This window comes from Chryseobacterium sp. Mn2064 (assembly GCF_049319685.1).
Taxonomy (GTDB): Bacteria; Bacteroidota; Bacteroidia; order Flavobacteriales; family Weeksellaceae; genus Chryseobacterium.
In genome coordinates, this window is sequence record NZ_JBMOUE010000011.1 from 1 (window position 1) to 26,676 (window position 26,676).

Genomic DNA, 26,676 nt, shown 5'->3' on the forward strand with positions numbered 1-26,676 from the left:
ATGGGTGCGTAGCTCAGCTGGATAGAGCATCTGCCTTCTAAGCAGACGGTCAAAGGTTCGAATCCTTTCGCGCTCACTAAAACCTCACAATAAAAATTGTGAGGTTTTTTGTTTATATTTATTATAATCGTTCTATGTCTTGCTACTATATTCTCTATTTTAATCAAAAAGTAGATCCCTAAAGCAGAGAAATCCAATTATCATTTTGACACAATTTGTTTTTTTGTCAAAAATGATTTATTTTTGTATCCATATTTTCAACAAATGTCATCTCATACAGAACAAGATCAACTTTCACAACAAATCCTGGAGACCGCTTCAGGGCTATATTTGAAGTATGGTTTAAAGAAAGTAACGATGGATGATATTTCAAAAGCTTTAGGCAAAAGCAGAACGTCAATTTATTATTACTATAAGAATCGTGAAGAAGTTTTTCAGGCTGTCCTGGAAAATTTAATCAAGGAAGTTATTACTGAAATTGACTTCAATATGAAGAAAAGGAACACATTCGAAGGGAAAATTCAGGAGTTTTGTTTGGCTAAAGTAAAAACATCGGAAGAAAGATCTTCATTTTTCCGAGCTATAGAGGCAGGTATGGATAATGAAGAAAAATCCAAACACATTACCGATGCACACAACCGAATGATGGAAGCAGAAAGAACTCTTCTCCTTAAGCTGTTTGCAGCAAGCAGTAATGAAGGAGACATCCCAAAAGTTTCGATTGAAGAACAGGAAACCATTATCTTTATTCTACAGAGCAGTATCCGAGGAATAAGGCGAGAAATGGGTCTAAAGAATAATTTTGAAAACTTACAGGCAACAGTAAATACACTGACCTCTATGGTTATTAAACATATCCGTTAAAATTTTTTATCTCAATTTTGACAATTTTACATTATTTGTCAAAAAGTTTATTTTTAAAATATGGACAAACTTAGTAATATAAGCACCTTTCGGGCCTTCAGAAGTACTAACTATACTTTATATTTCTTTGGCCGTTCTGTGTCTCAATTCGGAACATGGATGCAGCGTACAGCAGTAGTATGGGTCGTTTACAGTATGACTCAATCTCCGTTCATGCTTGGGCTCACCATTTTTGCTGAACAGTTTCCTTCCTTTCTTTTTTCAGCATTCGGAGGGGTGGCTGCAGACCGGTACAATCGCTATAAAATTATACAGATCACTCAAATTTTATCGTTAATTCAGGCCTCGTTATTGGCATTTCTGGTGATGACAGGACACCAAAATATATGGAGCTTTCTGATACTGAGTGTTTTTCTTGGAATCATCAATGCTTATGATATTCCCGCCCGTCAGGCCATGATCAATGAAGTGGTGACTGAGGACGAAGATCTCCCAAGTGCGCTTTCTCTGAGTGCGGCGATGGCAAGTATCGCAAAATTAGCTGGCCCTGCCCTTTCCGGAATTATATTACAAAAATTTGGAGCGGGAACCTGTTTTTTGATTAATGCGGCAAGTTTTGCAGCTGTAATGATTTCCATTTCTCTGATGAAAGTAAAGGTCATTCAAAAAAAATCTAATAAAAAAGGAACTTTCACTGAATTGGCAGAAGGTTTCAAATATCTTAAAAAAGAACCATCCATAAGTTTGGTTATTATCATGTTGGGAATTACAGGTCTTCTGGTCCTACCTTATGATACATTAATTCCGGTGTATGCTAAAGAAATTTTTAAAGGAGATGCAAAAACTTTCGGCTACATATCCAGTTTCATAGGAATAGGAGCCGTGCTTGGAACAGTATTCCTGGCTTCTATGAAGAAAGGAGCTTCTATGAGAAACATACTTATTTTGAGCACAGTCATTCTCAGCATCGGGTTAATATGTTTTTCTTATGCTACCAACTTTTACTGGTCTATGTTTTTCGCAGCTCTTACAGGTTTAGGAGGTGTAGCCCAGTTTACGACCTGCAATATTATTGTACAATCTGAAGTGATCCCAGAAATGCGATCCAGAGCGATCAGTATTTTACTGACTGCTATTTTTGGAATGCTGCCTTTAGGAAGTGTACTTATCGGGTTTATTTCAGAAAAGATTGGAGCTCCTCAAACCTTATTATTGGAAGGTATTGCAGGTGTTTTAATCGCTATTATTTTCAGAAAATTATTATTTAAATATCATAAAACGCGCAAGGTTGATGAACAACTGCTAGAAGAATCTGAGGAGCAATTCATTAATAAAATATAATCAAAAATGGAAAAAGTAAAAACAGCATTATTGGTGATGGATATGCAGTCATCAATTTTAGGTACCTTATCTGACGCAGCATCTTTAATTTCCAAGACACAGGAAGTGATCAAAACGGCTAGAGCCCGCCAGATTCCCATCATTTATGTTACAGTCGGCTTCAGACAGGGAATGCCAGAAATAAGTGCCACTAATAAAATATTCTCTTCAATAAAACAGCATATGATGGATGTTAATATGAAAGAGTGGGTAATGATTCATCCTGAGCTTGCTTCTGAAGAAGAGGATATTGTAGTGACTAAAAGGAGAATCAGTGCTTTTACAGGAAGTGATCTTGAAGTTGTATTAAGAGGATTGAACATTCAGCATCTTGTTTTAACAGGGGTTTCTACCAGTGGTGTTGTTCTGTCTACAGTAAGAGAAGCAGCGGATAAAGATTATACCCTTACGATCATTGAAGATTGCTGTAAAGATGGAGATGAAGAAGTACACCAACTACTGATGAATAAGGTTTTCCCAAGACAGGCTGAAGTGATTACAGTAAATAACTGGGTAAAATAAAGGTAAGGTAAGTAAGTTTAAATCCATAAAAAATCCCTCAAAATTATAGCTTTGAGGGATTTTTATTTTTAATAAAAAGATTATTTCAGCTTATATGAATTTCCGTTCCAGAGATAGGTTTTAGAAGAGTTTTTTTTCTTCTCACGATCTTTATCATCTACCTCCATATCTTCCGTTCTTAAGATAAATGCATTGGGAATTCCTCCTTTATCATTGGGGAAAATATAGCGCTCATCATGATAAAATACTCCAGCATCTATAATATTGGTTAGTTGTGGAAGAGCAATCAGTTTTTTGTCTTTAAAAAGAACATACTGATCGTAAGTGGCAATACCGCAGGCATCACCGGAAACCATTGCTCTTAGAGTGAATTCGACATTCTGAAGTTTATGCCCGCTTTCGATATTGAAGCCTCCACTGTTGAGCTCCTCTCCTTTTCCGGTATCAAAATACACCTCATCAATCAGAGTATTTCCTTCCATGGCTTTTATTCCTGCAATGTTCTGCTTTTCGAAGCCATCCGATCCTTTACTTTTCTTATTTATGGTTTTGAACAGCCCAAAAAGAAAATCATATCCATTCTTGTTACGATATCCTACACAAAGATTTCCGCCCCAAACATATCCTTCAGAGGTTACGGCTCCTTTTTGATAAGAAATTTTATACCAATTGGCCTTTCTTTCTCCCAATTGTAGAACAGGAACGGTTTCTTCTTTCTTAAGAATCATTATGGACTGATTGGTCTGCAATGAATCTAAAATCGGTGAGTTCGCATCCGGTGATTTTCTTACCCTCGTCCAATCTGTAAAAATCTTCTGGGCTTTATTCTCTTCAAACCCAAAAACACCATCTGCATATACTTCATTCTCCTGTGCTGTAAAAAATTGCAGCAGCAGTAAAAAGAAAGCGGTCCATAAAGTTTTCATATTTGTTGTTTGTTTTTTATTATTTTTCAAGCAGAAGGCTCACCCATTCTTCACGTTGTAACTGTTTTTTCAGTTCAAGGCCGCTTTCTTTGCATACTTCCAGAATATCCGCAACATCAAAGAAACAAAGTCCTGACAACAATAGTTTTCCCCCTTCATTCAACACAGATACATAGGTTGGAATATCTGAGATCAGAATATTTCTATTGATATTGGCCAAAATAACATCAAAGTTCTCTTTGCCCAAGTTATCCGCTGTTCCCTGCTCGATATCCAATTCTACATTGTTTCTTACAGCGTTCTCTTTTGAGTTTTCTACAGACCATTCATCAATATCAATCGCTTTAGTATCTCCTGCTCCCTGCTGTTTTGCGTAAATCGCCAATACAGAAGTTCCGCATCCCATATCCAACACTTTTTTATCTTTTAAATCAAGATCCATCATCTGTTGAATCATCAGGTGAGTGGTTGGGTGATGCCCTGTTCCGAAAGACATTTTGGGCTGAATAATAATTTCATGCATTCCCGGTACAGATTCGTGAAACTCGGCTCTGATCAACACCTTATCATCAATATTGATGGGTGAAAAATTCTTTTCCCATTCTTCGTTCCAGTTGATGTTCGGCATTTCTTCGAAAGAATATTCAATCTTTACATTTTCATTTTCAAAGATGGGAAGTGCTTTCAATTGCTCTTCCTGAAATAAATCGGTCTGAATATATCCTAAAATTCCATCAATTTCTTCTGTAAAGCTGTCAAAACCTATTTCTATAAGTTCTGCCATTAAAATTTCATTCCAAGGTTGTAATGGAGAAATTTTGAAATTGAATTCTAAATAATTTTGCATATGAGTAATTTGCTGCAAAAATACTAATGTTATTATTGCTAAAAAAATAGAAGTGATAAGTTTTGGCTACAGCTTTATAAAAATATACAAAAAATAAAGCGGACCAAAGCCCGCCTATATTGAATTCTATCGTTGAAAAATTTCAAATTCTTATGGATTGGTAGAGAAAATAGAACCATTGGCAATTAATGCTCTTCTGTTCATTTTCAAAATATCTCTTACCCATTCTGCGAAATCTTCCGGCTGTAATACTTTATCAGGGTTTCCATCTGTAAGCCCTCCCTGGATGCTCATATCTGAAGCAATTGTACTTGGAGTAAGGGTAATAACGCGGATATTCTGTTTTCTCCATTCTGCCATCATCGATTGAGATAAAGAAACAACGGCTGCTTTTGAAGCGGCATACGCTGACATATTAGGCCCTCCTTTTAATCCTGCCGTAGAGGCTACGTTTACAATATCACCTTCTCCTTTCGCTTTCATGAACGGATGCGCTGCTTTTGCTGCATAATATACTCCGAATAAGTTGGTCTTAATGACCTGCTCCCAAGTTTCGGAAGGCATTTCTTCAATGGAGCCAAAATCTCCAATCCCTGCATTGTTGATTAAAATATCAATTCCTCCCAATTGTTCTGCTAAAGATTCAATTCCCGCTTTTACCTGAATTTCATTGTCTACTGAGAAAACTGCGTATGAAGAATTTACCCCTAATCTTTTAATTTCTTCAACGGTCATTTTAAGGTTTTCTTCATTTCTTCCTGTAATAGCAACGTTTACTCCTTCATGGGCTAAAGCCAGTGCTACAGCTTTACCTAATCCTCTTCCACCACCTGTTACGATGGCATTTTTTCCATTTATATTCATAGTGATTATACTTTTCTTTATACAAAGTTACGAAAGAACATTTTTACGGAAGATTACAGAGGGATATTTAATAGTTTTTTAATGGTTTTGGAAAGATTAAAAGATACTTATCCTTAAAAAAAGAAGTCTGCCTTTTTATGAAAAGACAGACTTTTGTATGAATAATGAATAGACCTATTATTTATTCTTCAGTTGTTCAGGAATATTGGTGGTTACAAAACCGATACCCTGATTTTTTAACTGATCATATACTGCAGCATCATTTACCGTCCAGGAATTTGTGATAAGTCCCAATGCTTTAGCTTCTGAAATCCAGGTTGGATTCTTTTGGAAGACACTGTAATGATAATCTAAACCATCCAATCCTTCTTTCTTAATCTGCTCCGGCGACAATTCTCCGTTCAGATACTGTACTTTAAAAGAAGGTGCCAGTTTTTTAATTTCTTTACAGATATTCAGGCTGAAAGAGATGAATTCACTTTGAGATTCCAGCTTCATGTCTTTGATCATTTTGATTGTTTTCTGCGTGATCTCGTTTTCTATTTCCGGAGTTTTAGCAGGCTTTATTTCTACGATCAGTTTTACGGAAGGATCTTTTTTACCTTGCTTCAAATAATCTTTTAAAGTTGGAAATTTTTCTCCATTAGATAATTTTACCGCTTCCAGTTCTTTGAAAGTAGCGTCAGAAATTTCCATATTCCCATGATGCTCATCGTGGTTAATGACCAATACTCCATCTTTTGTCATTCTTACATCAAACTCAGACCCGTATACTTTTAGTTTCTGGGCATTTTCTAAAGATTTAATAGAGTTTTCCGTTGTAGGAGGCTGAGCCTGGAAATATCCTCTGTGTGCTATGATCTGGGTTTGTGCTTTCATCAAAACTGTACTTAAAACTGCTAACCCTAAGATAAAATTTTTCATAATATAATTTAGATAATTAAAATAAAGTTCGGGAACTTTTTGATAAAGGTAAGTATTAATAAAGTGGTAAACCACAAAAGTCCTATTAATAAAAGCTTTTGTGGTTTAAAATATTCAGTCTTTTCTGTTAAAAAGTATATTTTGCTCCGATCTGGATCTGGTATGGGTTTCCTGACAAAGGAGTAAGACCGTTTCCGCTGACATTTTTCACATATTCAAACTGTCTGGTATCCGGGTTGAATCTGGTTACTTTGTATAAAGAAGTGTTTCCATACGATTTGTTTACTCCCCATTCTTTATTCAGGAGGTTGGCTACGTTGAAAATATCTACTGATAATTCAAATGCTCCTACTTTATCAAATTTCAATTTCTTTGCAACACGTACATCCCAAACACCGAAGAACCCGTTTTTACCACCGTTACGTTCTGCAATTTTGCCGTTGTATTCGCTGATATAGTTTTTCAATGCCTGTCCCACCTGCGGATCATCCAAAATAGTTTGGGCAATATTTGGGAAGATATACGCAAGATCATTAGAATCTACGAAATCTCCATTGATATTTCCTCCTGCCGTTGCAGAGAAACGCGTCCCTCCAAGTCCTGAATATCTGATACCTAAAGTAAATCCGGCCACAGTAGGTGAGTTACCATAGATAACCACTTTGTTTCTGAACTGATTATCAGAATACGTCATTCTTAAATCTCTAGGATCACTTTGAATCATAGTTGAAAGTGTTGCAGAGTTCGCTACGTTTCCATTGTAAGAAGTATTATCTTTAATATCAGACCATGTGTAACTTGCTGTAATCTCACCATCTTTCCAATAACGGTAACTTGTATCCACTACCCAAGAGAATTGATTTACCTTACCATCACTTACAAGTTCAAGTACTCTTCCGAAGTTGTTGTTTATTCTTCCCTTCTTCCAGTCAAAACTTACTGTTTTACTATTGTCATTATTGGTAATTGCACTTGTTGGAATAAAGACTCCTCTACCACCCTCATTATCCAAAGTGAAGAATGGGCTGCCCACCATATTTCGGTCATAATAGTAATAGTTGTTTCTTCCCAGCGCCATATATCCTGCAATTCCTACTCTGAATCTTTCGTTAAAAAAGTGGGTATAGGAGATATTTGCCTTATAGATAATTGGAATTTTTGCATCTTTCCCAGTATAGTTAATCGTTGGAATCTGATATTGTGCCAATGAAGGAACGTTTCCATAATCATTTCTATAGTTGATAAAATCCGGGAACGGAACATCTTTACCAGTGACATCCACAGTAGCCAGATGTTTACCATCGAATACAAGGTTGTTGATGATCATATAATTATTAATGTCTGAAGAGAATATTCCCGCTCCAAACTTCACGAAGTCTTTATTTTGCTCGTTGATATTCCAGTCAAACTGAAATCTCGGTTGGATAACAAATGATTTGATCTTATTATCGGTTCTGATTCCCATTTCATCATACAGCTTCTGATTGAATTCTGCTTTCGGATATCCTCCATAATCTAATCTTAAACCAGCCATCAAATCAAGACCTTTTGCAATTTTGGTCTGGAACTGCCCGTATACTCCAAGATTCCAAATATTAGATCTTACGGAAGGATCAGCCACCAAAGGAACTTCCCTATAAAATCTGTAAGGAGTCATCGCTTCAAAATTACTCATTCCCTGGAAATGGAATCGTCCGTTCACTTCACTTCCGTAGATCGATTTTGCCGTAGTATACATTAAATCGGCTCCGAAAGTATATTTCACTTTATCAGTATTGTAGTATAAATTATCTACTACCTGAAATACATTGTTTCTAAAGCTTTCCTGCCCAAAACGGTGCCCCCCGAACTGAATATTGGTAGATCCTACGCCTGGAGAGGAAACACTTTCAACAATAGCTCTCGGAACAGGTTTTCCTAATTCATCATTCTGGTAACTGTTCTGGAATGTGTAAAGATACTGAGCTTTTAATTCGTTGGTTACATTAGGTTGCAGATTTGATCTTAAAGTTAACAATAAACTGTTATCAAGGTTTTTATCATTTCCGTACGATTCGAAGAAATTGATGTTGGTATTATCAATCAATCCGTTTTTATTAAGATCATAAGTAAAATTATTTCTAAGGGTTAGCAAATGTTTCTCATTGATCTGCCAGTCTAAACGCAGGAATGCAGCATCCGAGTTTCTTACCTTATCAAAAGTTCCGAACTGGGGTGTATTGCCTACTCCATATTTCGTTCTTGCAATATCTAAGAATTTGTCTAGCGTTGCTGTCGTAGTACTGAATCTCTTCTCATCATCCGGCGATTTGATATCAGCAATAATCAAAGGTCTTGAATCCAACTGATGATCCCAGGCTACAAAGAAGTGTAATTTATTTTTGATGATAGGTCCCCCCAATGAGAATCCGAACTGAGAGGTAGAGAAATCGTTCTGTCTTTTATTTCCTCTGATATCATATGGACTGGAAAGCCAGTTGGTTCTTAAATATTCCCACGCACTTCCGGAAAATTTATTCGTTCCGGATTTGGTAACGGCACTTACTGTACCTCCTCCACTTCTTCCAAGGGTAACATCGTATTGATTGGTGATGATTTTAAATTCACGCACAGCTTCTATGGAAATAGAAAAAGGGGCACCACTTCGGCTGGTAGTCGCTCCTGCTGACGTTGGGTTCTTAGCTGTCATCCCGTCGATCGTAAAATTGGTAGAAGATCCCAGTTGTCCTGATAAAGTTCCTCCATTTTTTCCACTCAAAGGAGAAAGTTCGGCAAGATTGGCAAAATTTCGTCCGTTTACAGGAAGCATACTGATATTCTTTGCAGAAATAGCGGTAGCCGCTCCAAGATTTCCGATCTTGTTTTTAAGATTTCCGGTAATTTTTACTTCTTCAATGTGTTTTTCACCACTCAAATCCATGTTTACCGTTACCTGATCTCCGAAGTTTACATTGTAACCTTCTTTTTTATCGTCATTTACAATGACAGTATAAGGACCACCCAGAGGAATTTCTTTAAAGATATACTCTCCTTTTGAATTGGTTTGGGTTTCTGTTTTGAATCCGGTAGACTCATTGATAATCGTTACTTTCACTTTTTCCTGAGCCGTACTTCCCGGTCCGGTTACTTTCCCTACAATAGATGCCTGTGTAGTCTGTGCGTAAGCTATCGTTCCAAGTCCTAAAAACAATAATCCCAGTACAATCTTTACTTTTTTCATTTCTTCTGAAGTCTTTATATTAATTTTTTATGGTCATTAGGGGTCTCTGCTGTAATCATGCTGACTTATTATTGAATGCAGAGGTTTTATTTAAATAAGATGTGCAAAGGTATCTTGACTTTAGGAGCCGTCTGTTTAAGGGAGTTTTAACATTTTTTTAAATAAATTGGAATATGATGTTAAATTATTATAAACATCCACTTTATTCCCTACAGAATCAGTCTATTGGATGGTATTACACATTTTTAATATTCCTGTAATATTTAATTCTGTTATTTTTTAAATGAGATTACTTTAGTTATTTTTGCTAAAAAGATAGAATAGCAATGTCTGAAAACATTCAACAAAAGATAGAACAGCTCCGCAAAGAGCTTCACCAGCATAACGAAAATTATTATCTTCTGGATACTCCAACGATTACAGATTTTGAGTTTGATATGCTTCTGCAGGAACTTCAAGGTCTGGAAGCCCAGTATCCCGAATTTTATGATGAAAACTCTCCCACCGTACGTGTAGGAGGCGGAATTACAAAGGTATTCCCTACGATTCAACATAAATTCAGAATGTATTCACTGGATAATTCTTATGATTTTGACGATCTGGAAGACTGGGAGAAAAGAATCATCAAAACGATTGATGAACCCGTTGAATTTGTTGCTGAGCTGAAGTATGACGGTGCTTCTATTTCTATTCTTTACGAAAATGGAAAACTTACCCAGGCGGTGACCCGCGGTGATGGTTTCCAGGGAGATGAGATTACACCGAATGTACGTACAATCTCAGATATTCCTCTGACGTTGAAAGGCGATTTCCCAGCTCAATTTTTTATGCGTGGAGAAATTTATCTTACCAGAAAAAACTTTGACAAAATCAATAAAATCCGTGAAGAAGAAGGCCTTGATCCTTTTATGAATCCTAGAAACACAGCAAGTGGAAGTTTGAAAATGCAGGATAGCGGTGAGGTGAGAAAGAGAGGATTATCTTCTGTCCTGTATCAGTTTATTTCTGAAAATATCCCGGCAGAAACGCATTGGGAACTGCTTCAAAAGGCTCAAAGCTGGGGTTTCAAAACATCTCAGCAGGCCAAATTATGCAAAACACTGGATGAGGTAAAGGAATTTATCACTTTCTGGGATACGGAACGTCATAATCTGCCATTTGAAATTGATGGTATTGTTTTAAAAGTTAATTCTTTACAGCAACAGAGACAACTTGGATATACGGCTAAGTCTCCGCGTTGGGCTATGGCTTATAAGTTCAAAGCTGAAAAGGTGGAAACTGAGCTGCAAAGTGTTTCTTATCAGGTAGGAAGAACAGGCGCTATCACTCCTGTTGCTAACCTGAAGCCGGTTCTGCTAGCGGGAACGATTGTAAAAAGAGCGTCTCTGCATAATGAAGATATCATCAAGAAGCTGGATCTGCATGAATGCGACTTTGTATATGTAGAAAAAGGAGGAGAAATTATCCCCAAAATTGTGGGAGTAAACACCGAAAAAAGAACGGAAGAAAGCAAGGAAATCGAGTATATCAAAAACTGTCCTGAATGTGGTACAGAATTAGTAAAAATTGAAGATCAGGCAATTCATTTCTGCCCGAACGAACTGCATTGTCCGCCACAGGTGGTGGGTAGAATGATTCATTACGTTTCCAGAAAAGCTCTGAATATTGAAAATCTGGGTGGTGAAACGATTGAACAACTGTACAGGGAGAAATTAATTGAAAACCCGGCTGATTTTTATGCTTTAACAAAAGAGCAGCTTCTTCCTTTGGAAAGAATGGCGGAAAAATCTGCTCAGAACATCATTACCGGAATTGAAAAGTCTAAAGAAATCCCTTTTGAAAAGGTATTATACGGAATCGGGATCAAACATGTTGGAGAAACGGTTGCCAAAAAGCTGGTAAAAAACTTCCCAACGATAGAAGATCTGAAAAATGCTACCGCTGAGGAACTTTGCCAGGTTGAAGACATCGGGGCTAAAATTGCAGTAAGCATTGTTGAGTTTTTCCAAAATACAGAAAATCTTCTGATGATCGAGCGTTTAAAGTCTTACGGAGTACAGCTTGAAAAAGGAGAAAGTACCAATGAAGTTTTGTCAAATGTTCTGGAAGGAAAAGCTTTCTTATTCACAGGAAAACTTTCTTTATTCACGAGAGAACAGGCAGAAGAAATGGTAGAAAAGCACGGTGGAAAAAATATTTCTGCAGTGTCCAAAAACCTCAACTATCTTGTGGTAGGAGAAAAAGCAGGAAGCAAGCTGAAAAAAGCGCAGGACATCGGAACCATTGTCATTCTTGATGAACAGCAGTTTCTGGATCTGATTGAAAAACAATAAAAAATAATAATTTAATCTGTAAAACTGATATAGGCTGTGATAAATTCCACAGCCTTTTTTGTATAATTTATTCTATAAAAAACTAAGATTCAACAATATATCAACGCTTAAAAAAAATAATAAATTATTCATCTAAAAGATTACATTTGCTTTGTATTTATAATCAAATACTAAAAAAACTAAAACTCAATAAACTAATCCATGAAAAAATTTTACTCAGTTATTCTCATAACTATATTTTCTGTGCTTCAATCACAGATTATTAATATTCCTGATGTTAATTTTAAAAGCTTACTGGTTGCTAATATCCCTTATATGGCAAAAGACATTTATGGGAGTAATACGATTATTGACAGTAATCATGACGGAGAAATTCAACTTTCTGAAGCAGCCAACATCAGTCAATTAAATTTTGATTTGTATAATATGCCTAATTATGCTGCTCTTTTTAATAACGTCGTTTCAACGGAAGGGATAAAAAGTTTTACCAACCTTCAAAAGCTTAGTATAGATAGTTTTCCGTTATTACAATCTATGGATCTTAGTAATCATACAACATTGTATGATCTCAACATCAGCAGATGTTATGTTCTTTCATCGGTAAACCTTCAGGGATGTAGTCAGTTGCATGATCTGGATATTTTCTTTAGTAATATTCCTTCTATTGATCTTTCGGGATTGAATAACTTATACGAAGTAAATATAACACAATGTCAATTGTATACGCTAAATTTAAACAATAATACTAACCTTAACAGCCTGACTTTAACTTCAAACAAACTTCAGACGCTTCCTTTAAACCAAACACCTAATTTAAAATTTTTGGGTATTGCAGGTAATCAGTTTATCGCTCTTAACTTTGGTTCTTTTTCAAAGCTGGAAACATTAAATTGTACTTATAATAAATTTACAACCATTGATCTTTCTCAAAACGCGCAGCTCATCACTTTCGGATGTGATATGAATCCCAACCTACAGTCTTTATTTATTAAAAACGGTATTAATAATTTTAGTCCTAATTACAGTTCAAGCTTCACGGGCACGCCAAATCTTGTTTATATATGCGCCGATGATTTTGAAATAAATTCTGTGAATTCACTTTTACCCGCTACAAGTTCTTGTGTTGTCAACTCTTATTGTTCATTTACTCCGGGAGGAACATTCTATAAAATCCAGGGTAATACAAAAGTTGACAGCAATAATAACGGATGTGATGCCAATGATCCCACTAAAGCTTTTCAGAAGTTCACCATTACAAGTTCAGGAACCACGGGAAGTATGATTGCCAATATTTCAGGAAACTATTCTATTCCAGTACAAGCAGGCACTCATACAATAACTCCGGTTCTCGAAAACCCTGCTTATTTCAATATTTCTCCGGCAAGTTTTACAGTTAATTTTCCCACACAAACAAGTCCTCTTACCCAAAACTTTTGTTTGACTGCTAATGGAAATCATAATGATTTGGAAACGACTCTTATTCCTGTAACAGCTGCAAGGCCTGGTTTTGAATCAAAATATAAACTCGTCTATAAAAACAAAGGAACTGGATCTCAATCTGGAAATATTACCTTTAATTATAATAATAATTTGACAACTTATCAAAATGCTACCATTGTTCCAGACTCTCAATCCGCGGGTCTTCTAAACTGGAACTACACCAATCTTCAGCCTTTTGAAGCGAGAGAAATCACAGTCACTTTAAAATTAAATACTCCAACACAAACTCCCGCTTTAAACGGCGGTGATATTCTGCATTACACCGCCCAGATTAATGGAGCTACAGACGAAACACCTGCAGATAATAATTTTGTCTTAAACCAAACGGTTGTCAATTCTTTTGACCCTAATGATAAAACCTGTCTGGAAGGAACTTCCATTGCCCAAACTAAAGTTGGAGATTATGTTCATTACCTGATCCGATTTGAAAATACAGGAACTGCCAATGCACAGAATATTGTGGTGAAAGATGAAATTGATACAACCAAATTTGATTTATCTTCATTAACTCCGTTAAATGGCAGTCACAATTTTGTCACGAGAATGACAAGTCCAAATGTAGTTGAATTTATTTTCGAAAATATCCAGCTGCCTTTTGATGATACTCATAACGTCGGATATGTGTCATTTAAGATCAAGACAAAATCTACTTTAGTTGCCGGAAACAGCTTCAGTAATACAGCTAAGATCTACTTCGATTATAATGCGCCTATCATTACCAATACTTTTACTACTGCGGTTGAAACAACATTAGCCATTTCTGAACTGAAAAATGATAAAAGCTCAATAAGTATTTATCCTAATCCGGTAAAAGAAACCTTATCTATCCAATCTAAAAGTGAAGTGACTAAGGTTGAAATTTACGATGCAGCAGGAAGAATTGTGACTTCTACAGGAATAAAAGGAAATTCTATGAATGTCTCTTATTTGCCTAAAGGAAACTATATTATAAAAATGTTTACCAAGGATAATATGATGGTACAGAAGTTTATTAAAGAGTAAAACAATTGGATAACAATATTTTATAAAAAAAGCTGCGAATGATGTCCGCAGCTTTTTTATGGTAAAAGAAGTTGAAAATCATCTATAAAACCGGCAGTCTGAAGTAAAACGTACTTCCATTATTCAGAGAACTCTTTACCCCAATTTCTCCATGTTGTTTTTCTATGAAGTTTTTTGAGATCGCCAACCCTAATCCTGTTCCGTTCTGATGCTCTCCGGGAACCTGAAAATAACGGTCAAAAATCTGACGATGGTATTTTTCATCAATACCGCTTCCCGTATCGGTAATGCTAAACTGAATCTGCGCATTCTGTTTTTCAACAACAATCCGTATACCTTCATCCTGAAAAGAATGTTTCACGGCATTCGTCAAAAAATTATTCATGACCCAAACCGTTTTGTCAAAATCTGCTGCTACAAAATCGTTGTCTTCAAGGAGATATTCTGTACTGATGGAGATATTTTTCTGTTCGGCCAGTTTTTCAACATACTTTACGGCGGCCTGTACGATTTCTTTGGGAGAACATTTTTCTATCGTTAATCGAATATTTCCAGATTCTACCTGAGAAAGATTTAATAACTCTCCTGTGATATCCAACAAGCGCTGACCATCATCGTTGATGCTTTTCAACAATTCCTGCTGCTGTTCATTCAATGCTCCGAACTTTTGATTTCCAAGCAGCTGTACGCCCATTTTTATTGCAGAAATTGGAGTTTTCAGTTCATGAGAAATAGTGGCGATGAAATTGGTTTTAGCAAAATCCAACTCTTTGAATGGTGTAATATTTCTCAACAAAATTACTTTTCCGATGTATTTTTTCTCTTTTTCTCCAGTTTTTACAATGTTGATAGGGATGATATCCTGTTCAAAATAATTTTCTTTATTCTCCCGAACTATTTTAATGGGTTCTGTAATGGGATGATCTATATTTTTAAGCAGCTCGCGCATCAGATCATTATTGATAGCCACTTCATGAGCGGTTTTTCCTATAATTTCTTCTTTACGGAGATTCGTAATTTTCAGGGCTTCATCATTGATCATGTAGATAAAATGATTTTCATCCAGTCCAATAACCGCATCATGCATATTATTCACCAGAGTTTCAATTCTTTTTTTCTCCATCAGCTGTTGAGAAAGGCTGCTACTTTCATATTCCTGCAGTTTTTCTGCCATCACATTAAATGATTCTGCAAGGCTGCTAAACTCTTCACTTCCTTTAAAATGAACTCTTTCACTATAATTTTTATCGGCAATCTGTCTGATACTGAACGTAAGCTGATTAATAGGTTCTGCAATGGTCTGGGGCAGATTGAAAAGCAGCGTAAAAGCAATCAGAAAACATACAGTTCCCAAACTGACAATCCAAAAGGTTGCATTTTCTGCTGTGATGATGGCAATATCACTCTTGCGTTCTATGCCTTTCATATTTAAAGACATAATTTTTGCCAGATCTTCTCTGATGAGCTTTTCTTTACTGTTGCTAGGCTCTTTCAGATAGCTGTTGAAGTGTAGGTTCAGTTTCTGGGTGGCTTCTTTTTCTCCAAATTCGGTCAGATTCTTTTCCTGCAGCTTGTTGTTTTTCTGAAAATCGGCTACTGCAATAGCACTGTCTGTACTGATGTTATCCAGTGCCAAAAGCATATTTTTAGAAAACTCCAGGCTGTTGTAATTGGCCGTAAGGATCTTTTCTGTATCAGACTTTAGCTTATTAATATATACAGAACCGATCACCGAAAGCAGAACAATCAGCAGAAATAAAAGGCCCACGCCTAAGGTAAGTTTCGTTTTAAGTTTCATTACTTTTAAGATAAAATAATAATATCTACCTGTCTTTCATTCAGTCTGTTCATCAGGGTATAAATCCAGCTATATCCCAACAGACGATGCCAGAATCTCGCATGGGGTTTACCAATGCAGACTGTAGTGATATTATGAGCAATCACATATTCCAGTATTCCGTTGTGAACACTGCTCTCTTTGATACGGACAACTTTTGCGCCCAATTCCTGTGCTAAATTAAAATTATTAATCAAATACCGTTGCTTATCCAGTGCTATTTTTTCAGGATTTTCTGACGGTTTCTGAATATATAAAACAGTCCACGGGCTATTATAATAACTGGCTAATCTTGCAGTTTTTCTGATGATGGTTTTAGCAATTTTCTCGTTGCTGCTGATACACGCCAAAAACTTTATAGGTTTAAAATTTTCGGTTTTAATTTCAGTTTCCACTTTTCTTTCCACATGGGTTGCCACCTCCTTTAGGGCAAGCTCGCGAAGCTGCAGAATATGTCCGCTTTGAAAGAAATTACTGAGTGCCGTCTGTATTTTTTCTTTTTTATAAATTTTACCTTCCTTCAATCTTGTTAAAAGCTCATCTGCGGTAAGGTCTATATTCACCACTTCATCTGCCATAGCAAGAATTTTATCCGGAACACGTTCTGAAACTTCTACTCCGGTGATTTTCTTTACTTCTTCATTCAAGCTTTCTATATGCTGGATGTTCATTGCGCTGATGACGTTTATTCCGTTATCCAGAATTTCCAGTACATCTTGCCAGCGTTTCTTATTTTTAGATCCTTCTACATTGGTATGGGCAAGCTCATCTACAAGAACAACCTCCGGATGTTCGTTGATGATGGCCTGCAGATCCATTTCTTCCAGACTTTTTCCTTTGTAAAAGACTGATTTTCTAGCCACTTCAGGAATTCCTTCTGCAAGGGCTACCGTTTCCTCCCGGTCGTGGGTTTCAATGTAGCCAATCTTTACATCAATGCCGTTTCTTAGCAGAGAATGGGCTTCCTGAAGCATACGGAAGGTTTTCCCCACACCTGCACTCATTCCGATATAGATTTTGAATTTCCCTTTACGGGATTTCTGAATGAGTTCTAAAAAATGTTTTGCTGATGACATTGATTTTATCCTTTTTAATTTTACTTTAAACACTTTTCTCTGTGTCTGAATTGATTACTAAAACCAAACTGCAAGACTTGTGGTAATGAAAAAGTTTCCCTGTTTCATCTGGTCATTATGTACAAAAATGGCATCTTTGGAAGTTAAACCTCTGGCCTCTGTACGGAATACTACGTTTTTCATTACGGTATAATCTACATTCACAGAATATCCGAAAGTTTGAAATCCATTAGGAGTTTGCGTATTGATGATAACTCCGTTTTTATCATTGTAATATTCAAGTCTTCCGGCAAGTGCCCATTTATCAGCCAGTTGATATTTCATAAGAATATTCGGAGTGTACCAGATGTTGTACTGTTCACTTCCTTTTGCTTTCTGCTCTGCTCCTACATCAAATCCTAGTACAGTAGAAAATCTTTTTGTCAGCTGAAAAATTCCATGCAGATCGTGAAAATACCGCATTCTTTTATCATCCTTATGTTTATCATTTCCTATGAATGAACTGCTGTTTAGGGTTATTTTATCATTAGGTTTGTACGTCACCTGATGACCGAAAGAAAGACTTTGATTTCCTTCCTGCTTCGCAATTCTCTGCCAACCGTTGAACACCAGCCCACTTAAAAACCATTTTCCACTATCTGAAGTGTAAGATATTTTGGCACCTGTTTCAAAGTAAGGCGAATTTTCGGCGGCCAAACTTCGTGTCAGGTTGATATTATCTTTTCCTATAGCACTCTCCCAACCGATATGGGAAGGCATAATTCCCGCATCGATCCATAAATTTTTATTTTTGGAAACCTTGATTCCAATGTTGGCTTCATTTACATAACGCAACGTGTTTTGCTCTGCCGTCAGATTATCCTGTGCGTAAACTCCTGCCATGAGAGCCAAATTAGCACGAAGCCTCTCACTCTCATAAGATGCTTTTATTAAGCCTAAGTTAAGATTTACTTCATTATGTCTGTTATAAGAATACAGAAAGTTTTGGCGAATATGATTGGAAGGTTCATTAAAATCGTAGGTATAGAAGAGTTCTGCATAAGCAGAAAACTTTATTTTGGGGCTTTGTTTTACGGAATCAGACATTTGAGCCTTCGGAAAGAAAATTCCTAATAGGATTCCGATAACAATATACTTTTTCATAGTTATTTTGATCGTTATTTCATCAGTGATATTATTACAGCCTAAACATTACCGCAAGGGTAAATCTGCTGTCTGATTTTCTCAGATCGGGTCTCCAGGAATCTACCGGAGTATCGATCCATCCATCTGGACTTGTAGTTCCTTCTCTTCCTGCAAAATACGGAATATTGCTTTTTCTGAATCCATATTCTAGTCTGAAGGTAACAAATTGATTGGGCATAATATCAACCGTTGCGGTTCCCTGGAACATTTTAAGTTTTTCTCCGGCAGCAATAGCATCGTTGAAATCATTATTAGCAACAGGTGATGGAGTAAATGCTAAATAGGCTCCCGGATTGGAAACGGCATCTGCTCTTAAAGTTAAAGCTATTTTGTTGTGGTGAAACCAAAGTCTGTTGGCCACAGAAGTACCGATCATGTAGTTGTCTTTAGCTTTTATCCCTCCTCCACTCTGAAAGCCATAGTGGTTGTTGATACTGAAAGCCGCCTGCGACAATCCATCGCTATCTTTATTCTTATAATATCTTGCTACAATACTGTGGTCATGGTGAAATCTTCGTACTCCAGGGTTATTTCTGGTATCCTGTCCGTTAAGATAAAAATTGGCTACAAGCTGTAAATTTTCATTAGGACGGTAATAGTTGGAAACTCCCAATCCTAGTCCTGTATTCCAGGAGTTGTAAGTTTGCCATCCGTTCAGCACCCAAATTTCTGTTTTGAATTTCTTAGAAGGATACGCCTGAATTCTGGCTCCCTGAAAATAAAAAGGTGTAAAATCACAAACCAAACTTCTCTGATAGTTCCAGTTTTCTCCCAGAACATAACTTTCCAGACCAATATAACTCATAAAAATACCTGCTTCTACGTTTAACCCGTGCATTACGTTAAAATGATACCCAGCTGCAGCTTCACGAATATATTTTAAATTGCTTCCGCTTGTATTTTTCCCGTGATTCAGCGTTCCGTCCTGATCCTGAACAATAGATCCCATCTGACCAAACTGCAGCCATAAACGCCCTATCACATTTTTATAATTGGTTTCCAAACCAATACTGGCCATATTGATGGTTACTTCATTGGAACGTCCGATCGCTGCGGAAATCGTATGAGTATTATCTTTGGGACGGTTAAAATCATAATTGTAGTAAGCATCCACATAAGTTACCCCCGTAAGTATAGTTTCTCCATTTTTATCTTTTAAAGTTAAAGGGAAATCCGTTTGGCGGTTCTGTCCGTTGATCCATGTCAAATCGTATCCGTCAAAAGGAATTTTTGAATCCGTTTTTGCTACTAAGGAATCTTTAGGCTGAGCAATTACCGAGTCTTTTTTTATTTCCTGAGCATTCATAAGACTTAATGCGCTAAATCCAAGAAAAAATGCTGCTTGAAAAGTTTTTGATTTCATTATATAAATGTTGATGATAATGTATTAATTGAGTAATGTGGAATACGCTTCCCTTTGATATTGAAAAAATGAATCCTGTAATCTGTAGTTTTTGGATTAAAAAATAAGAGCTGTTTTAATTTGATCTTTTTACAACTTACAGTTCAGAAGGTCAGAAAACAGAATTCATTTTCTATTGAAGTTCTCTTTTGTTGACTGTTGAAATCAACGTATTGAAAAGAGTTTTTTGAAGGTCTATTGAATTTATTTTATCTGATCCAAAGCGATATTAAGCTTCAGAACATTTACCTTTGAAGGCCCGAAAAATCCTAAGAAAGGTTTTTCCGTCTGATTATTGATTAAGCTTTTAATCTGCTCTTCTGAAATGTTTCTCGTTTTGGCAATTCTTTTTGCCTGATACAAAGCTCCTTCTTCAGAAATGTCAGGATCCAGGCCACTTCCACTTGCCGTAACCAATTCTACAGGAACTTGGGTATTTCCCATCTCCGGATTTTCTATTTTCAACGTGTCAATTCTTTTCTGTACAATGTCCAGATATTCTTTATTGCTTGGTCCTTTGTTACTTCCCCCGCTACCTGCTGCATTATAGTTAACCGAAGAAGGGCGGCCGTGAAAATATTTTTCGGATTTAAACTCCTGTCCGATATTAGCATAGAATTTTTGTCCTTTATAATGAATAATTTCTGCATTTCCTTGGGTAGGTAAAACTTTTGCACCTATGTATACAATCGCCAGATAAATTCCTACTACAGCGAGCATTACAACAGTCAGCCTGAATGCTGAAACAATATGATTTTTCATTTTTTAAATTTTAATAGAATAAACTGATTACCAAATCAATAAGCTTGATCCCAATGAAAGGAACAATGACACCTCCCAAACCGTAAATCAACAGGTTTCTTCTTAATAATGCACTTGCACCAATCGGTTTATAAGCTACACCTTTCAACGCTAGCGGAATCAGGAAAGGAATAATGATCGCATTGAAAATTACCGCTGAAAGAATGGCTGTTTCCGGGCTATGAAGATTCATAATATTCAGCTTCTGAAGCGAAGGAATGAAAGTGATAAAAAGTGCCGGAATAATGGCAAAATACTTCGCAACGTCGTTCGCAATACTGAAAGTTGTTAGGGTTCCTCTTGTCATCAGTAACTGTTTCCCGATTTCCACAATTTCGATCAGTTTTGTTGGATCGTTATCAAGGTCAACCATATTTCCAGCTTCTTTTGCTGCCTGGGTTCCGCTGTTCATGGCAACTCCTACATCAGCCTGAGCTAAGGCCGGCGCGTCATTGGTACCGTCTCCCATCATGGCTACCAGTTTTCCTTCCTGCTGTTCTTTTTTGATGTAATTCATTTTATCTTCAGGTTTGGCTTCTGCAATAAAATCATCCACCCCTGCTTTTTCTGCAATGAATTTTGCAGTCAATGGGTTATCTCCTGTCACCATTACGGTTTTCACCCCCATTTTTCTAAGTCTTTGGAAACGTTCCTGGATTCCAGTTTTAATGATATCCTGAAGCTCTATAACTCCCCATACTTTTTCATTAACCGCTACCACGAGAGGAGTTCCTCCATTTTCAGATATTTTGGTTACTGCGTCCTGCGTTTCCTGTGGGAAGATATTCCCTGCTTTTTCAGTCAGTTTTTTTATTGTATCGTAAGCTCCTTTACGGATTCTTGTTTCTTCAAAATCGATCCCTGAAGTTCTGGTTTCGGCTGTAAAGTCGATGTAGACAGGATTAGAAACCCACAGATCTTCAGATTTAAGCTGGCTGAGTTCTATGATAGATTTTCCTTCCGGAGTTTCATCTGCTACCGAACTTAATGCTGATGCTTTAATAAACTCATCAAGCTGAATTCCTTGTGCAGGGTGAAATTGTGTCGCTTTACGGTTTCCAATAGTAATTGTTCCTGTTTTATCAAGTAAAAGCACATCGATATCACCTGCTGTTTCTACGGCTTTTCCACTTTTGGTAATGACGTTCGCTCTCAGTGCTCTGTCCATTCCCGCAATTCCGATTGCAGAAAGCAGACCGCCGATTGTTGTCGGAATAAGGCAAACGAAAAGAGATATAAATGCCGCTATAGTAATCGGAGTCTGCGCGTAGTCTGCAAAGGGCTTTAAAGTGAGGGTAACAATAATAAATGTAAGAGTGAATCCTGCTAAAAGTATAGTTAATGCGATTTCGTTGGGTGTTTTCTGTCTTGATGCTCCTTCTACAAGGGCAATCATTTTATCCAGGAAGGATTCTCCCGGTTTGGTAGTTACTTTTACTTTTATTCTGTCTGAAAGTACTTTTGTACCTCCTGTAACAGAACTTTTATCTCCTCCTGCTTCACGGATCACAGGGGCACTTTCTCCTGTAATGGCAGACTCGTCAATGGTTGCAAGCCCTTCAATAATCTCACCATCCATTGGAATCTGATCTCCGGCTTCGCATAGAAAAATATCACCTAATGTCATTTCAGCAGACATTTTCAGAACTGTTTCTACCTGAAATCCAGGTTTGTTCTCAACTACCAGTTTCGCGGGAGTTTCTTCTCTTGTTTTTCGAAGGGTATCGGCCTGCGCTTTTCCTCTGGCTTCTGCAATAGCTTCAGCAAAATTGGCAAACAGAACCGTGAAAAATAAAATAATAAATACTAAAAAGTTATAGGAAAAGCTTCCTTGGGATTTATCACCAGTAAGGCTGAACATGCTTACGATAAACATGACAATAGTTCCGATCTCCACCAGGAACATTACTGGATTTTTAAACATAATTTTCGGATTCAGCTTTACGAAGGACTGTTTGATGGCTTCGTTTACCAAATCTCTCTGAAATAATGTTTGTGATTGATTTTTCATTTTTTTGAAAGAGTTTATATCATTGTCAATCAATAAGAACCATCAAGGTGAACTAAATTGATAAGGAATGGAAAATATTAAAGTGAACGTTTCAGTAAGTGTCAGACTAGCTTCTTAATTTCTTCAGTTTCCTTAATGGTTGTGTATTGATCTTAATTTTTAATGTTCATATTTATTTAGAGAAGTATTGAATCTGCTCTGCAATAGGTCCTAAGGTCAATGCAGGGAAGAAAGACAACGCAGCAATAAGAAGGATAACCGCCAGTGTCATGAATCCGAAAGTTGCTGTATCGGTTTTCAGTGTTCCTGAACTTTCCGGGATATATTTTTTCTGTGCTAATAAACCAGCAATCGCTACAGGACCGATAATTGGAATAAATCTTGAAAGTAGCAATACGATTCCTGTTGAGATATTCCACCACGGAGTATTGTCACCAAGCCCTTCGAAACCTGATCCGTTGTTGGCTGCAGAAGAAGTAAACTCGTACAGCATTTCACTGAAACCATGGAAACCTGGGTTATTTAGTGTTTTTGCTCCAAACTCTGGTAAGTAAGCAGTTAAAGCTGTTCCTGCAAGAATTAAGAAAGGGTGAAATAAAGCAACGATCATTGCGATTTTCATCTCTTTGGCTTCAATTTTTTTACCCATAAATTCTGGGGTTCGTCCTACCATCAAACCGCTTATGAATACGGCGAGAATGATAAAAATGAAATAGTTCAGAATACCTACGCCACAACCTCCGTAGAAGCAGTTGATCATCATGGCAAGGAGTTCATTCATCCCCGAAAGAGGCATTGTACTGTCGTGCATCGCGTTTACAGAACCTGTAGAGATTACAGTGGTTGCAATACTCCAATAACCGGATGCTGCACTTCCAAAGCGGATTTCTTTACCTTCCATAGCTCCGAGGCTATTATCTGCTCCCATCTTTGTAATTAAAGGATTTCCTCCTGTCTCATTAACAATATTAGGAATGGTAAGTGCCAGGAATCCGACAGTCATAACCGTAAAGATCACCCAGGAAAGCTTTCTTTTGTTTAGATAAAAACCTAATGCAAAAACTAATGCAAACGGAATGATCATTTGGGTAACCATTTCTGTCATATTTGTTATATAATTAGGATTTTCAAGGGGATGCGCTGAGTTGGCTCCGAAAAATCCACCTCCATTGGTTCCCAGATGTTTAATGGCTACAAATGCAGCTACAGGTCCTCTGGAAACATCAATTTTATGCCCTTCCAATGTTGTAATATGATCTTTTCCCTGGAAAGTCATCGGACTTCCGTTCATAGAAAGAATAAAGGCAACAATAATACTTACAGGAAGTAAGATTCTGATCATTGATTTGGTAAAGTAATCATAAAAATTACCCAGTTCTGTAGTTGTTTTTTCTTTAAAAGCTTTGAAAAGAACAGCCATTGCCGCCATTCCTGTCGCTGCTGTTACAAACTGTAAGAACATCAGATACATCTGGCTCAGATAGCTCACTCCTGTCTCCCCCGAATAATGCTGTAAGTTGCAGTTTACCAAAAATGAAATTGCCGTATTAAAAGCAAGATCAGGTGACATATTGGGATTTCCGTCTGGATTTAAAGGAAGCCACGCCTGATTCAAAAGGATAAGAAGTCCTATAACAAACCAAACGAGGTTAATCGTCAGCATGGCATACATATTCTGCTTCCAAGTCATCTGACGGTTGGGATTAATTCCCGATATTTTATAGATCAACTTTTCAATCGGTACAAAAACCGGATCAAGAAAAGTTTTTTTGTATCCGTAAACATTAGCGATGTATTTACCTAAAAATATTCCAATAACTAATGTAATAGCAAACATTGCTATAATGCCTAAAATTTCTGTATTCATGACCGTTTAAAATTTTTCAGGTTTCATTAAAACATAACAGATGTACACAAAGGCAAGTATTGAGAGGAAAAATAAACTCCACATAATTTATATTCTATCAAAAAATTCAACTGATTTATATAAAAGCCAAAACAGCACTGCAAACAGCAGAACTAAACTTATAAGCATCATATCTTGATCATTAAGGTTAAAAGAGTAAATAATACATACGATACAATCAGCAGACTAATAGTAGAATGCTCCCGTTTTTTGAACGTTTTTCTTGAAGTTGTCATTTTTAAATATTTTATTCAATGACTATATGCCAAATTAAAGTCCAATTGAATAAAAAACAACACAAACAACTGACAACCAATATATTAAATTAAAAACCAAACCATACCAAAAACAAAAAAGCCTATCAAAATGATAGGCTCTTTATTAAAATGATAAATGGTTTATTTCAATCCGTATTCTTCCAATTTACGGTATAAGGTTGCAATCCCAATTTCCAGTAAGCGGGCCGCTTCTGCTTTATTTCCCTTGGTGTATTGCAATACTTTTTGGATATGAACTTTTTCTAAGGATCTTATACTTAAAGAATCACATTCTTCAACATTTTTTTCCGAATAGTGAGGAAGGCTGTCAACGTCAAGGATATTATTATCCATTAAAATAAGGCTGCGCTCTATAGCATTTCTCAATTCACGGATATTCCCTTTCCAATCATTTTTTTCAAGGGCTTTATAGTAGTCGGGAGTTACTTCGATGGATTGTAAGTGCAATTTATGGGAAAACTGGTCGATAAAATTTTTGGCCAGCATTTTCAGATCTTCTTTACGCTCACGAAGTGCCGGAAGGGTAATTTCGAAAACATTCAGCCTGAAATAAAGATCTTCCCGGAAATTTCCCTGTTTGATTTCTTCTTCAAGGTTTCTGTTGGTAGCGGCAATTAATCGGAAGTCTGATTTAGAAACTTTTGTTTCTCCCATTTTGATAAATTCCCTGGTTTCAAGAACTCTAAGAAGTTTTGCCTGAAGCTCGATCGCCATCTCTCCAATTTCATCAAGGAATAACGTTCCTCCGTTTGCTTCCTCAATTAAACCTTTTTTGTCTTTTAAAGCGCCTGTAAAAGATCCCTGTTTATGACCAAACAGCTCACTCTCCAGAATCTCTTTACTGAATGCAGAACAGTTGATCGCAACGAAGTTATTTTTACTTCTTTCACTTTTTTCGTGAATAGCATTCGCAAAAACTTCTTTTCCAGTGCCCGTTTCGCCAGTTAAAAGCACTGCGGCATCTGTTAAAGCTACTTTTTCCGCCAATTTCTTAGCTTGCAATATAGACGGAGACTTACCAATTATCTGGTCAAATCCTTTTGATACAGTAATTTGTTGAACAATCTTTGATCTGTTATCTTTCACTCTATCCAGAGCTTTGTACACCAGCGGAATAATCTTATCATTATCATCACCTTTTACCAGGTAATCGTAAGCGCCGTTCTTCATAGCCTGAACTGCATCTGTAATATTACCAAATGCTGTCATCAAAATGACTTCAAGATAAGGATATTTAGACTTGATTGATTTTACAAGCTCAACACCAAAGGCATCAGGAAGACGAACATCGCTTAGCACAACATCAAAATCGTACTGCTCCAGCATTGTCATTGCAGAACGTGCTGTAGAAGCTTCTTTCACGTTAAAATTCTCTTGGGAAAGGATCATCCCCAATAGTTTAAGGAGCTTGATCTCATCATCGATGATCAGAATGTTTCCGGACATTATCATTATTTTTGGAAAACTAGTACAAACTTATTGAATTTATTCGAGTAAAATAGGGTTATAGAAGGAAATAGTTTCTTAAAAATATCTGTTGAAATTTAAGAGCTTCATCCCGCTATCCATTTATACTCCTCGCTCCATGCTTTCCCTTCCAGATCCTATCTCCCAATCTTGCTGTGGGGTAACCATTGCTATCGGGGCTAGACGTAGTCAAACATCATATTTTATGTTCAGTATATAAACAAAAAAAAATCTCACACATTACTGTATGATAGATAAGTTTATCCATTATCCATACTTTGATTATATAGTAGTTCTTTAGTATATATAACAAAAAAAATCTCATACATTA

General features: G+C 36.7%; 18 protein-coding genes and 1 tRNA gene. 6 read left to right on the plus strand and 13 right to left on the minus strand.

Annotation, left to right across the window (positions count from 1 at the left end; translation table 11 throughout):
* The first annotated feature begins 2 nt into the window (after positions 1-2).
* From ACL9RH_RS23740 to ACL9RH_RS23755, 4 genes are all read left to right on the plus strand, one after another.
* A tRNA-Arg gene (locus tag ACL9RH_RS23740) sits at positions 3-76 on the plus strand.
* A 188-nt stretch (positions 77-264) separates the two neighbouring features.
* The gene (locus ACL9RH_RS23745; protein ID WP_422695798.1) at positions 265-864 is read left to right on the plus strand and encodes a TetR/AcrR family transcriptional regulator; all 600 of its coding nucleotides are present in this window, start codon (positions 265-267) and stop codon (positions 862-864) included.
* Between the two features lie 60 nt (positions 865-924).
* Positions 925-2,205: an MFS transporter gene (locus ACL9RH_RS23750; protein ID WP_422695799.1), complete on the plus strand. Its 1,281-nt coding sequence runs from the start codon at positions 925-927 to the stop codon at positions 2,203-2,205.
* A 6-nt stretch (positions 2,206-2,211) separates the two neighbouring features.
* On the plus strand, positions 2,212-2,766 hold the full coding sequence (locus tag ACL9RH_RS23755; RefSeq protein WP_422695800.1) for a cysteine hydrolase family protein: 555 nt from the start codon (positions 2,212-2,214) through the stop codon (positions 2,764-2,766).
* 80 nt (positions 2,767-2,846) lie between these two features.
* Here ACL9RH_RS23755 and ACL9RH_RS23760 read toward each other — a convergent pair whose 3' ends face one another.
* The 5 genes from ACL9RH_RS23760 to ACL9RH_RS23780 form a co-directional block, all read right to left on the minus strand.
* Positions 2,847-3,692, minus strand: a complete 846-nt coding sequence (locus ACL9RH_RS23760; RefSeq protein WP_422695801.1) for an SH3 domain-containing protein — start codon at positions 3,690-3,692, stop codon at positions 2,847-2,849.
* Between the two features lie 19 nt (positions 3,693-3,711).
* Positions 3,712-4,539 (minus strand): 50S ribosomal protein L11 methyltransferase, encoded by an 828-nt coding sequence (gene prmA, locus ACL9RH_RS23765; RefSeq protein WP_422695802.1) that lies wholly within the window; start codon positions 4,537-4,539, stop codon positions 3,712-3,714.
* Positions 4,540-4,689: 150 nt separating this feature from the next.
* On the minus strand, positions 4,690-5,403 hold the full coding sequence (locus tag ACL9RH_RS23770) for a 3-ketoacyl-ACP reductase (RefSeq protein WP_422695803.1): 714 nt from the start codon (positions 5,401-5,403) through the stop codon (positions 4,690-4,692).
* A gap of 177 nt (positions 5,404-5,580) precedes the next feature.
* Complete coding sequence (locus tag ACL9RH_RS23775; RefSeq protein WP_422695804.1) at positions 5,581-6,327, minus strand: glycerophosphodiester phosphodiesterase family protein; 747 nt, start codon at positions 6,325-6,327, stop codon at positions 5,581-5,583.
* A gap of 127 nt (positions 6,328-6,454) precedes the next feature.
* Positions 6,455-9,547: a carboxypeptidase regulatory-like domain-containing protein gene (locus tag ACL9RH_RS23780; RefSeq protein ID WP_422695805.1), complete on the minus strand. Its 3,093-nt coding sequence runs from the start codon at positions 9,545-9,547 to the stop codon at positions 6,455-6,457.
* A gap of 326 nt (positions 9,548-9,873) precedes the next feature.
* Between ACL9RH_RS23780 and ligA the strand changes: the two genes are divergently transcribed.
* Positions 9,874-11,880, plus strand: coding sequence for an NAD-dependent DNA ligase LigA (gene ligA / locus ACL9RH_RS23785; protein ID WP_422695806.1), 2,007 nt, complete (start codon positions 9,874-9,876; stop codon positions 11,878-11,880).
* A gap of 201 nt (positions 11,881-12,081) precedes the next feature.
* Complete coding sequence (locus ACL9RH_RS23790) at positions 12,082-14,382, plus strand: T9SS type A sorting domain-containing protein (RefSeq protein ID WP_422695807.1); 2,301 nt, start codon at positions 12,082-12,084, stop codon at positions 14,380-14,382.
* Positions 14,383-14,464: 82 nt separating this feature from the next.
* On the opposite strand, the gene ACL9RH_RS23795 is transcribed toward ACL9RH_RS23790, so the two are convergent.
* The 8 genes from ACL9RH_RS23795 to ACL9RH_RS23830 form a co-directional block, all read right to left on the minus strand.
* Positions 14,465-16,180 (minus strand): ATP-binding protein, encoded by a 1,716-nt coding sequence (locus ACL9RH_RS23795; protein ID WP_422695808.1) that lies wholly within the window; start codon positions 16,178-16,180, stop codon positions 14,465-14,467.
* 5 nt (positions 16,181-16,185) lie between these two features.
* Positions 16,186-17,295 carry a sensor protein KdpD gene (locus ACL9RH_RS23800; RefSeq protein ID WP_422695809.1) on the minus strand — a complete coding sequence of 370 codons (1,110 nt, stop codon included), beginning with the start codon at positions 17,293-17,295 and terminating at the stop codon, positions 16,186-16,188.
* Between the two features lie 57 nt (positions 17,296-17,352).
* Positions 17,353-18,438 carry a porin gene (locus ACL9RH_RS23805; protein ID WP_422695810.1) on the minus strand — a complete coding sequence of 362 codons (1,086 nt, stop codon included), beginning with the start codon at positions 18,436-18,438 and terminating at the stop codon, positions 17,353-17,355.
* 34 nt (positions 18,439-18,472) lie between these two features.
* Positions 18,473-19,843 carry an outer membrane beta-barrel protein gene (locus tag ACL9RH_RS23810; RefSeq protein ID WP_422695811.1) on the minus strand — a complete coding sequence of 457 codons (1,371 nt, stop codon included), beginning with the start codon at positions 19,841-19,843 and terminating at the stop codon, positions 18,473-18,475.
* Between the two features lie 243 nt (positions 19,844-20,086).
* Entirely contained in the window at positions 20,087-20,644 is a 558-nt protein-coding gene (kdpC, locus tag ACL9RH_RS23815; RefSeq protein WP_422695812.1) for a potassium-transporting ATPase subunit KdpC, read from the minus strand.
* A 10-nt stretch (positions 20,645-20,654) separates the two neighbouring features.
* The gene (kdpB, locus tag ACL9RH_RS23820) at positions 20,655-22,694 is read right to left on the minus strand and encodes a potassium-transporting ATPase subunit KdpB (protein ID WP_422695813.1); all 2,040 of its coding nucleotides are present in this window, start codon (positions 22,692-22,694) and stop codon (positions 20,655-20,657) included.
* 172 nt (positions 22,695-22,866) lie between these two features.
* Positions 22,867-24,561, minus strand: a complete 1,695-nt coding sequence (gene kdpA / locus ACL9RH_RS23825) for a potassium-transporting ATPase subunit KdpA (protein WP_422695814.1) — start codon at positions 24,559-24,561, stop codon at positions 22,867-22,869.
* Between the two features lie 437 nt (positions 24,562-24,998).
* Positions 24,999-26,324, minus strand: a complete 1,326-nt coding sequence (locus ACL9RH_RS23830) for a sigma-54-dependent transcriptional regulator (RefSeq protein WP_422695815.1) — start codon at positions 26,322-26,324, stop codon at positions 24,999-25,001.
* Between the last annotated feature and the right edge of the window lie 352 nt (positions 26,325-26,676).

Excerpts from the sequence above, each read along its gene's own strand:
- prmA (WP_422695802.1), bottom strand. The coding sequence starts at position 4,539 with ATGCAAAATTATTTAGAATTCAATTTCAAAATTTCTCCATTACAACCT.
- ACL9RH_RS23770 (WP_422695803.1), bottom strand. The coding sequence starts at position 5,403 with ATGAATATAAATGGAAAAAATGCCATCGTAACAGGTGGTGGAAGAGGA.
- ACL9RH_RS23775 (WP_422695804.1), bottom strand. The coding sequence starts at position 6,327 with ATGAAAAATTTTATCTTAGGGTTAGCAGTTTTAAGTACAGTTTTGATG.
- kdpB (WP_422695813.1), bottom strand. The coding sequence starts at position 22,694 with ATGAAAAATCAATCACAAACATTATTTCAGAGAGATTTGGTAAACGAA.
- ACL9RH_RS23780 (WP_422695805.1), bottom strand. The coding sequence starts at position 9,547 with ATGAAAAAAGTAAAGATTGTACTGGGATTATTGTTTTTAGGACTTGGA.
- ACL9RH_RS23760 (WP_422695801.1), bottom strand. The coding sequence starts at position 3,692 with ATGAAAACTTTATGGACCGCTTTCTTTTTACTGCTGCTGCAATTTTTT.
- ACL9RH_RS23745 (WP_422695798.1), top strand. The coding sequence starts at position 265 with ATGTCATCTCATACAGAACAAGATCAACTTTCACAACAAATCCTGGAG.
- kdpA (WP_422695814.1), bottom strand. The coding sequence starts at position 24,561 with ATGAATACAGAAATTTTAGGCATTATAGCAATGTTTGCTATTACATTA.
- ACL9RH_RS23755 (WP_422695800.1), top strand. The coding sequence starts at position 2,212 with ATGGAAAAAGTAAAAACAGCATTATTGGTGATGGATATGCAGTCATCA.
- ACL9RH_RS23750 (WP_422695799.1), top strand. The coding sequence starts at position 925 with ATGGACAAACTTAGTAATATAAGCACCTTTCGGGCCTTCAGAAGTACT.
- ACL9RH_RS23790 (WP_422695807.1), top strand. The coding sequence starts at position 12,082 with ATGAAAAAATTTTACTCAGTTATTCTCATAACTATATTTTCTGTGCTT.
- ACL9RH_RS23800 (WP_422695809.1), bottom strand. The coding sequence starts at position 17,295 with ATGTCATCAGCAAAACATTTTTTAGAACTCATTCAGAAATCCCGTAAA.
- ACL9RH_RS23830 (WP_422695815.1), bottom strand. The coding sequence starts at position 26,324 with ATGTCCGGAAACATTCTGATCATCGATGATGAGATCAAGCTCCTTAAA.
- ACL9RH_RS23795 (WP_422695808.1), bottom strand. The coding sequence starts at position 16,180 with ATGAAACTTAAAACGAAACTTACCTTAGGCGTGGGCCTTTTATTTCTG.
- kdpC (WP_422695812.1), bottom strand. The coding sequence starts at position 20,644 with ATGAAAAATCATATTGTTTCAGCATTCAGGCTGACTGTTGTAATGCTC.
- ACL9RH_RS23810 (WP_422695811.1), bottom strand. The coding sequence starts at position 19,843 with ATGAAATCAAAAACTTTTCAAGCAGCATTTTTTCTTGGATTTAGCGCA.
- ACL9RH_RS23805 (WP_422695810.1), bottom strand. The coding sequence starts at position 18,438 with ATGAAAAAGTATATTGTTATCGGAATCCTATTAGGAATTTTCTTTCCG.
- ligA (WP_422695806.1), top strand. The coding sequence starts at position 9,874 with ATGTCTGAAAACATTCAACAAAAGATAGAACAGCTCCGCAAAGAGCTT.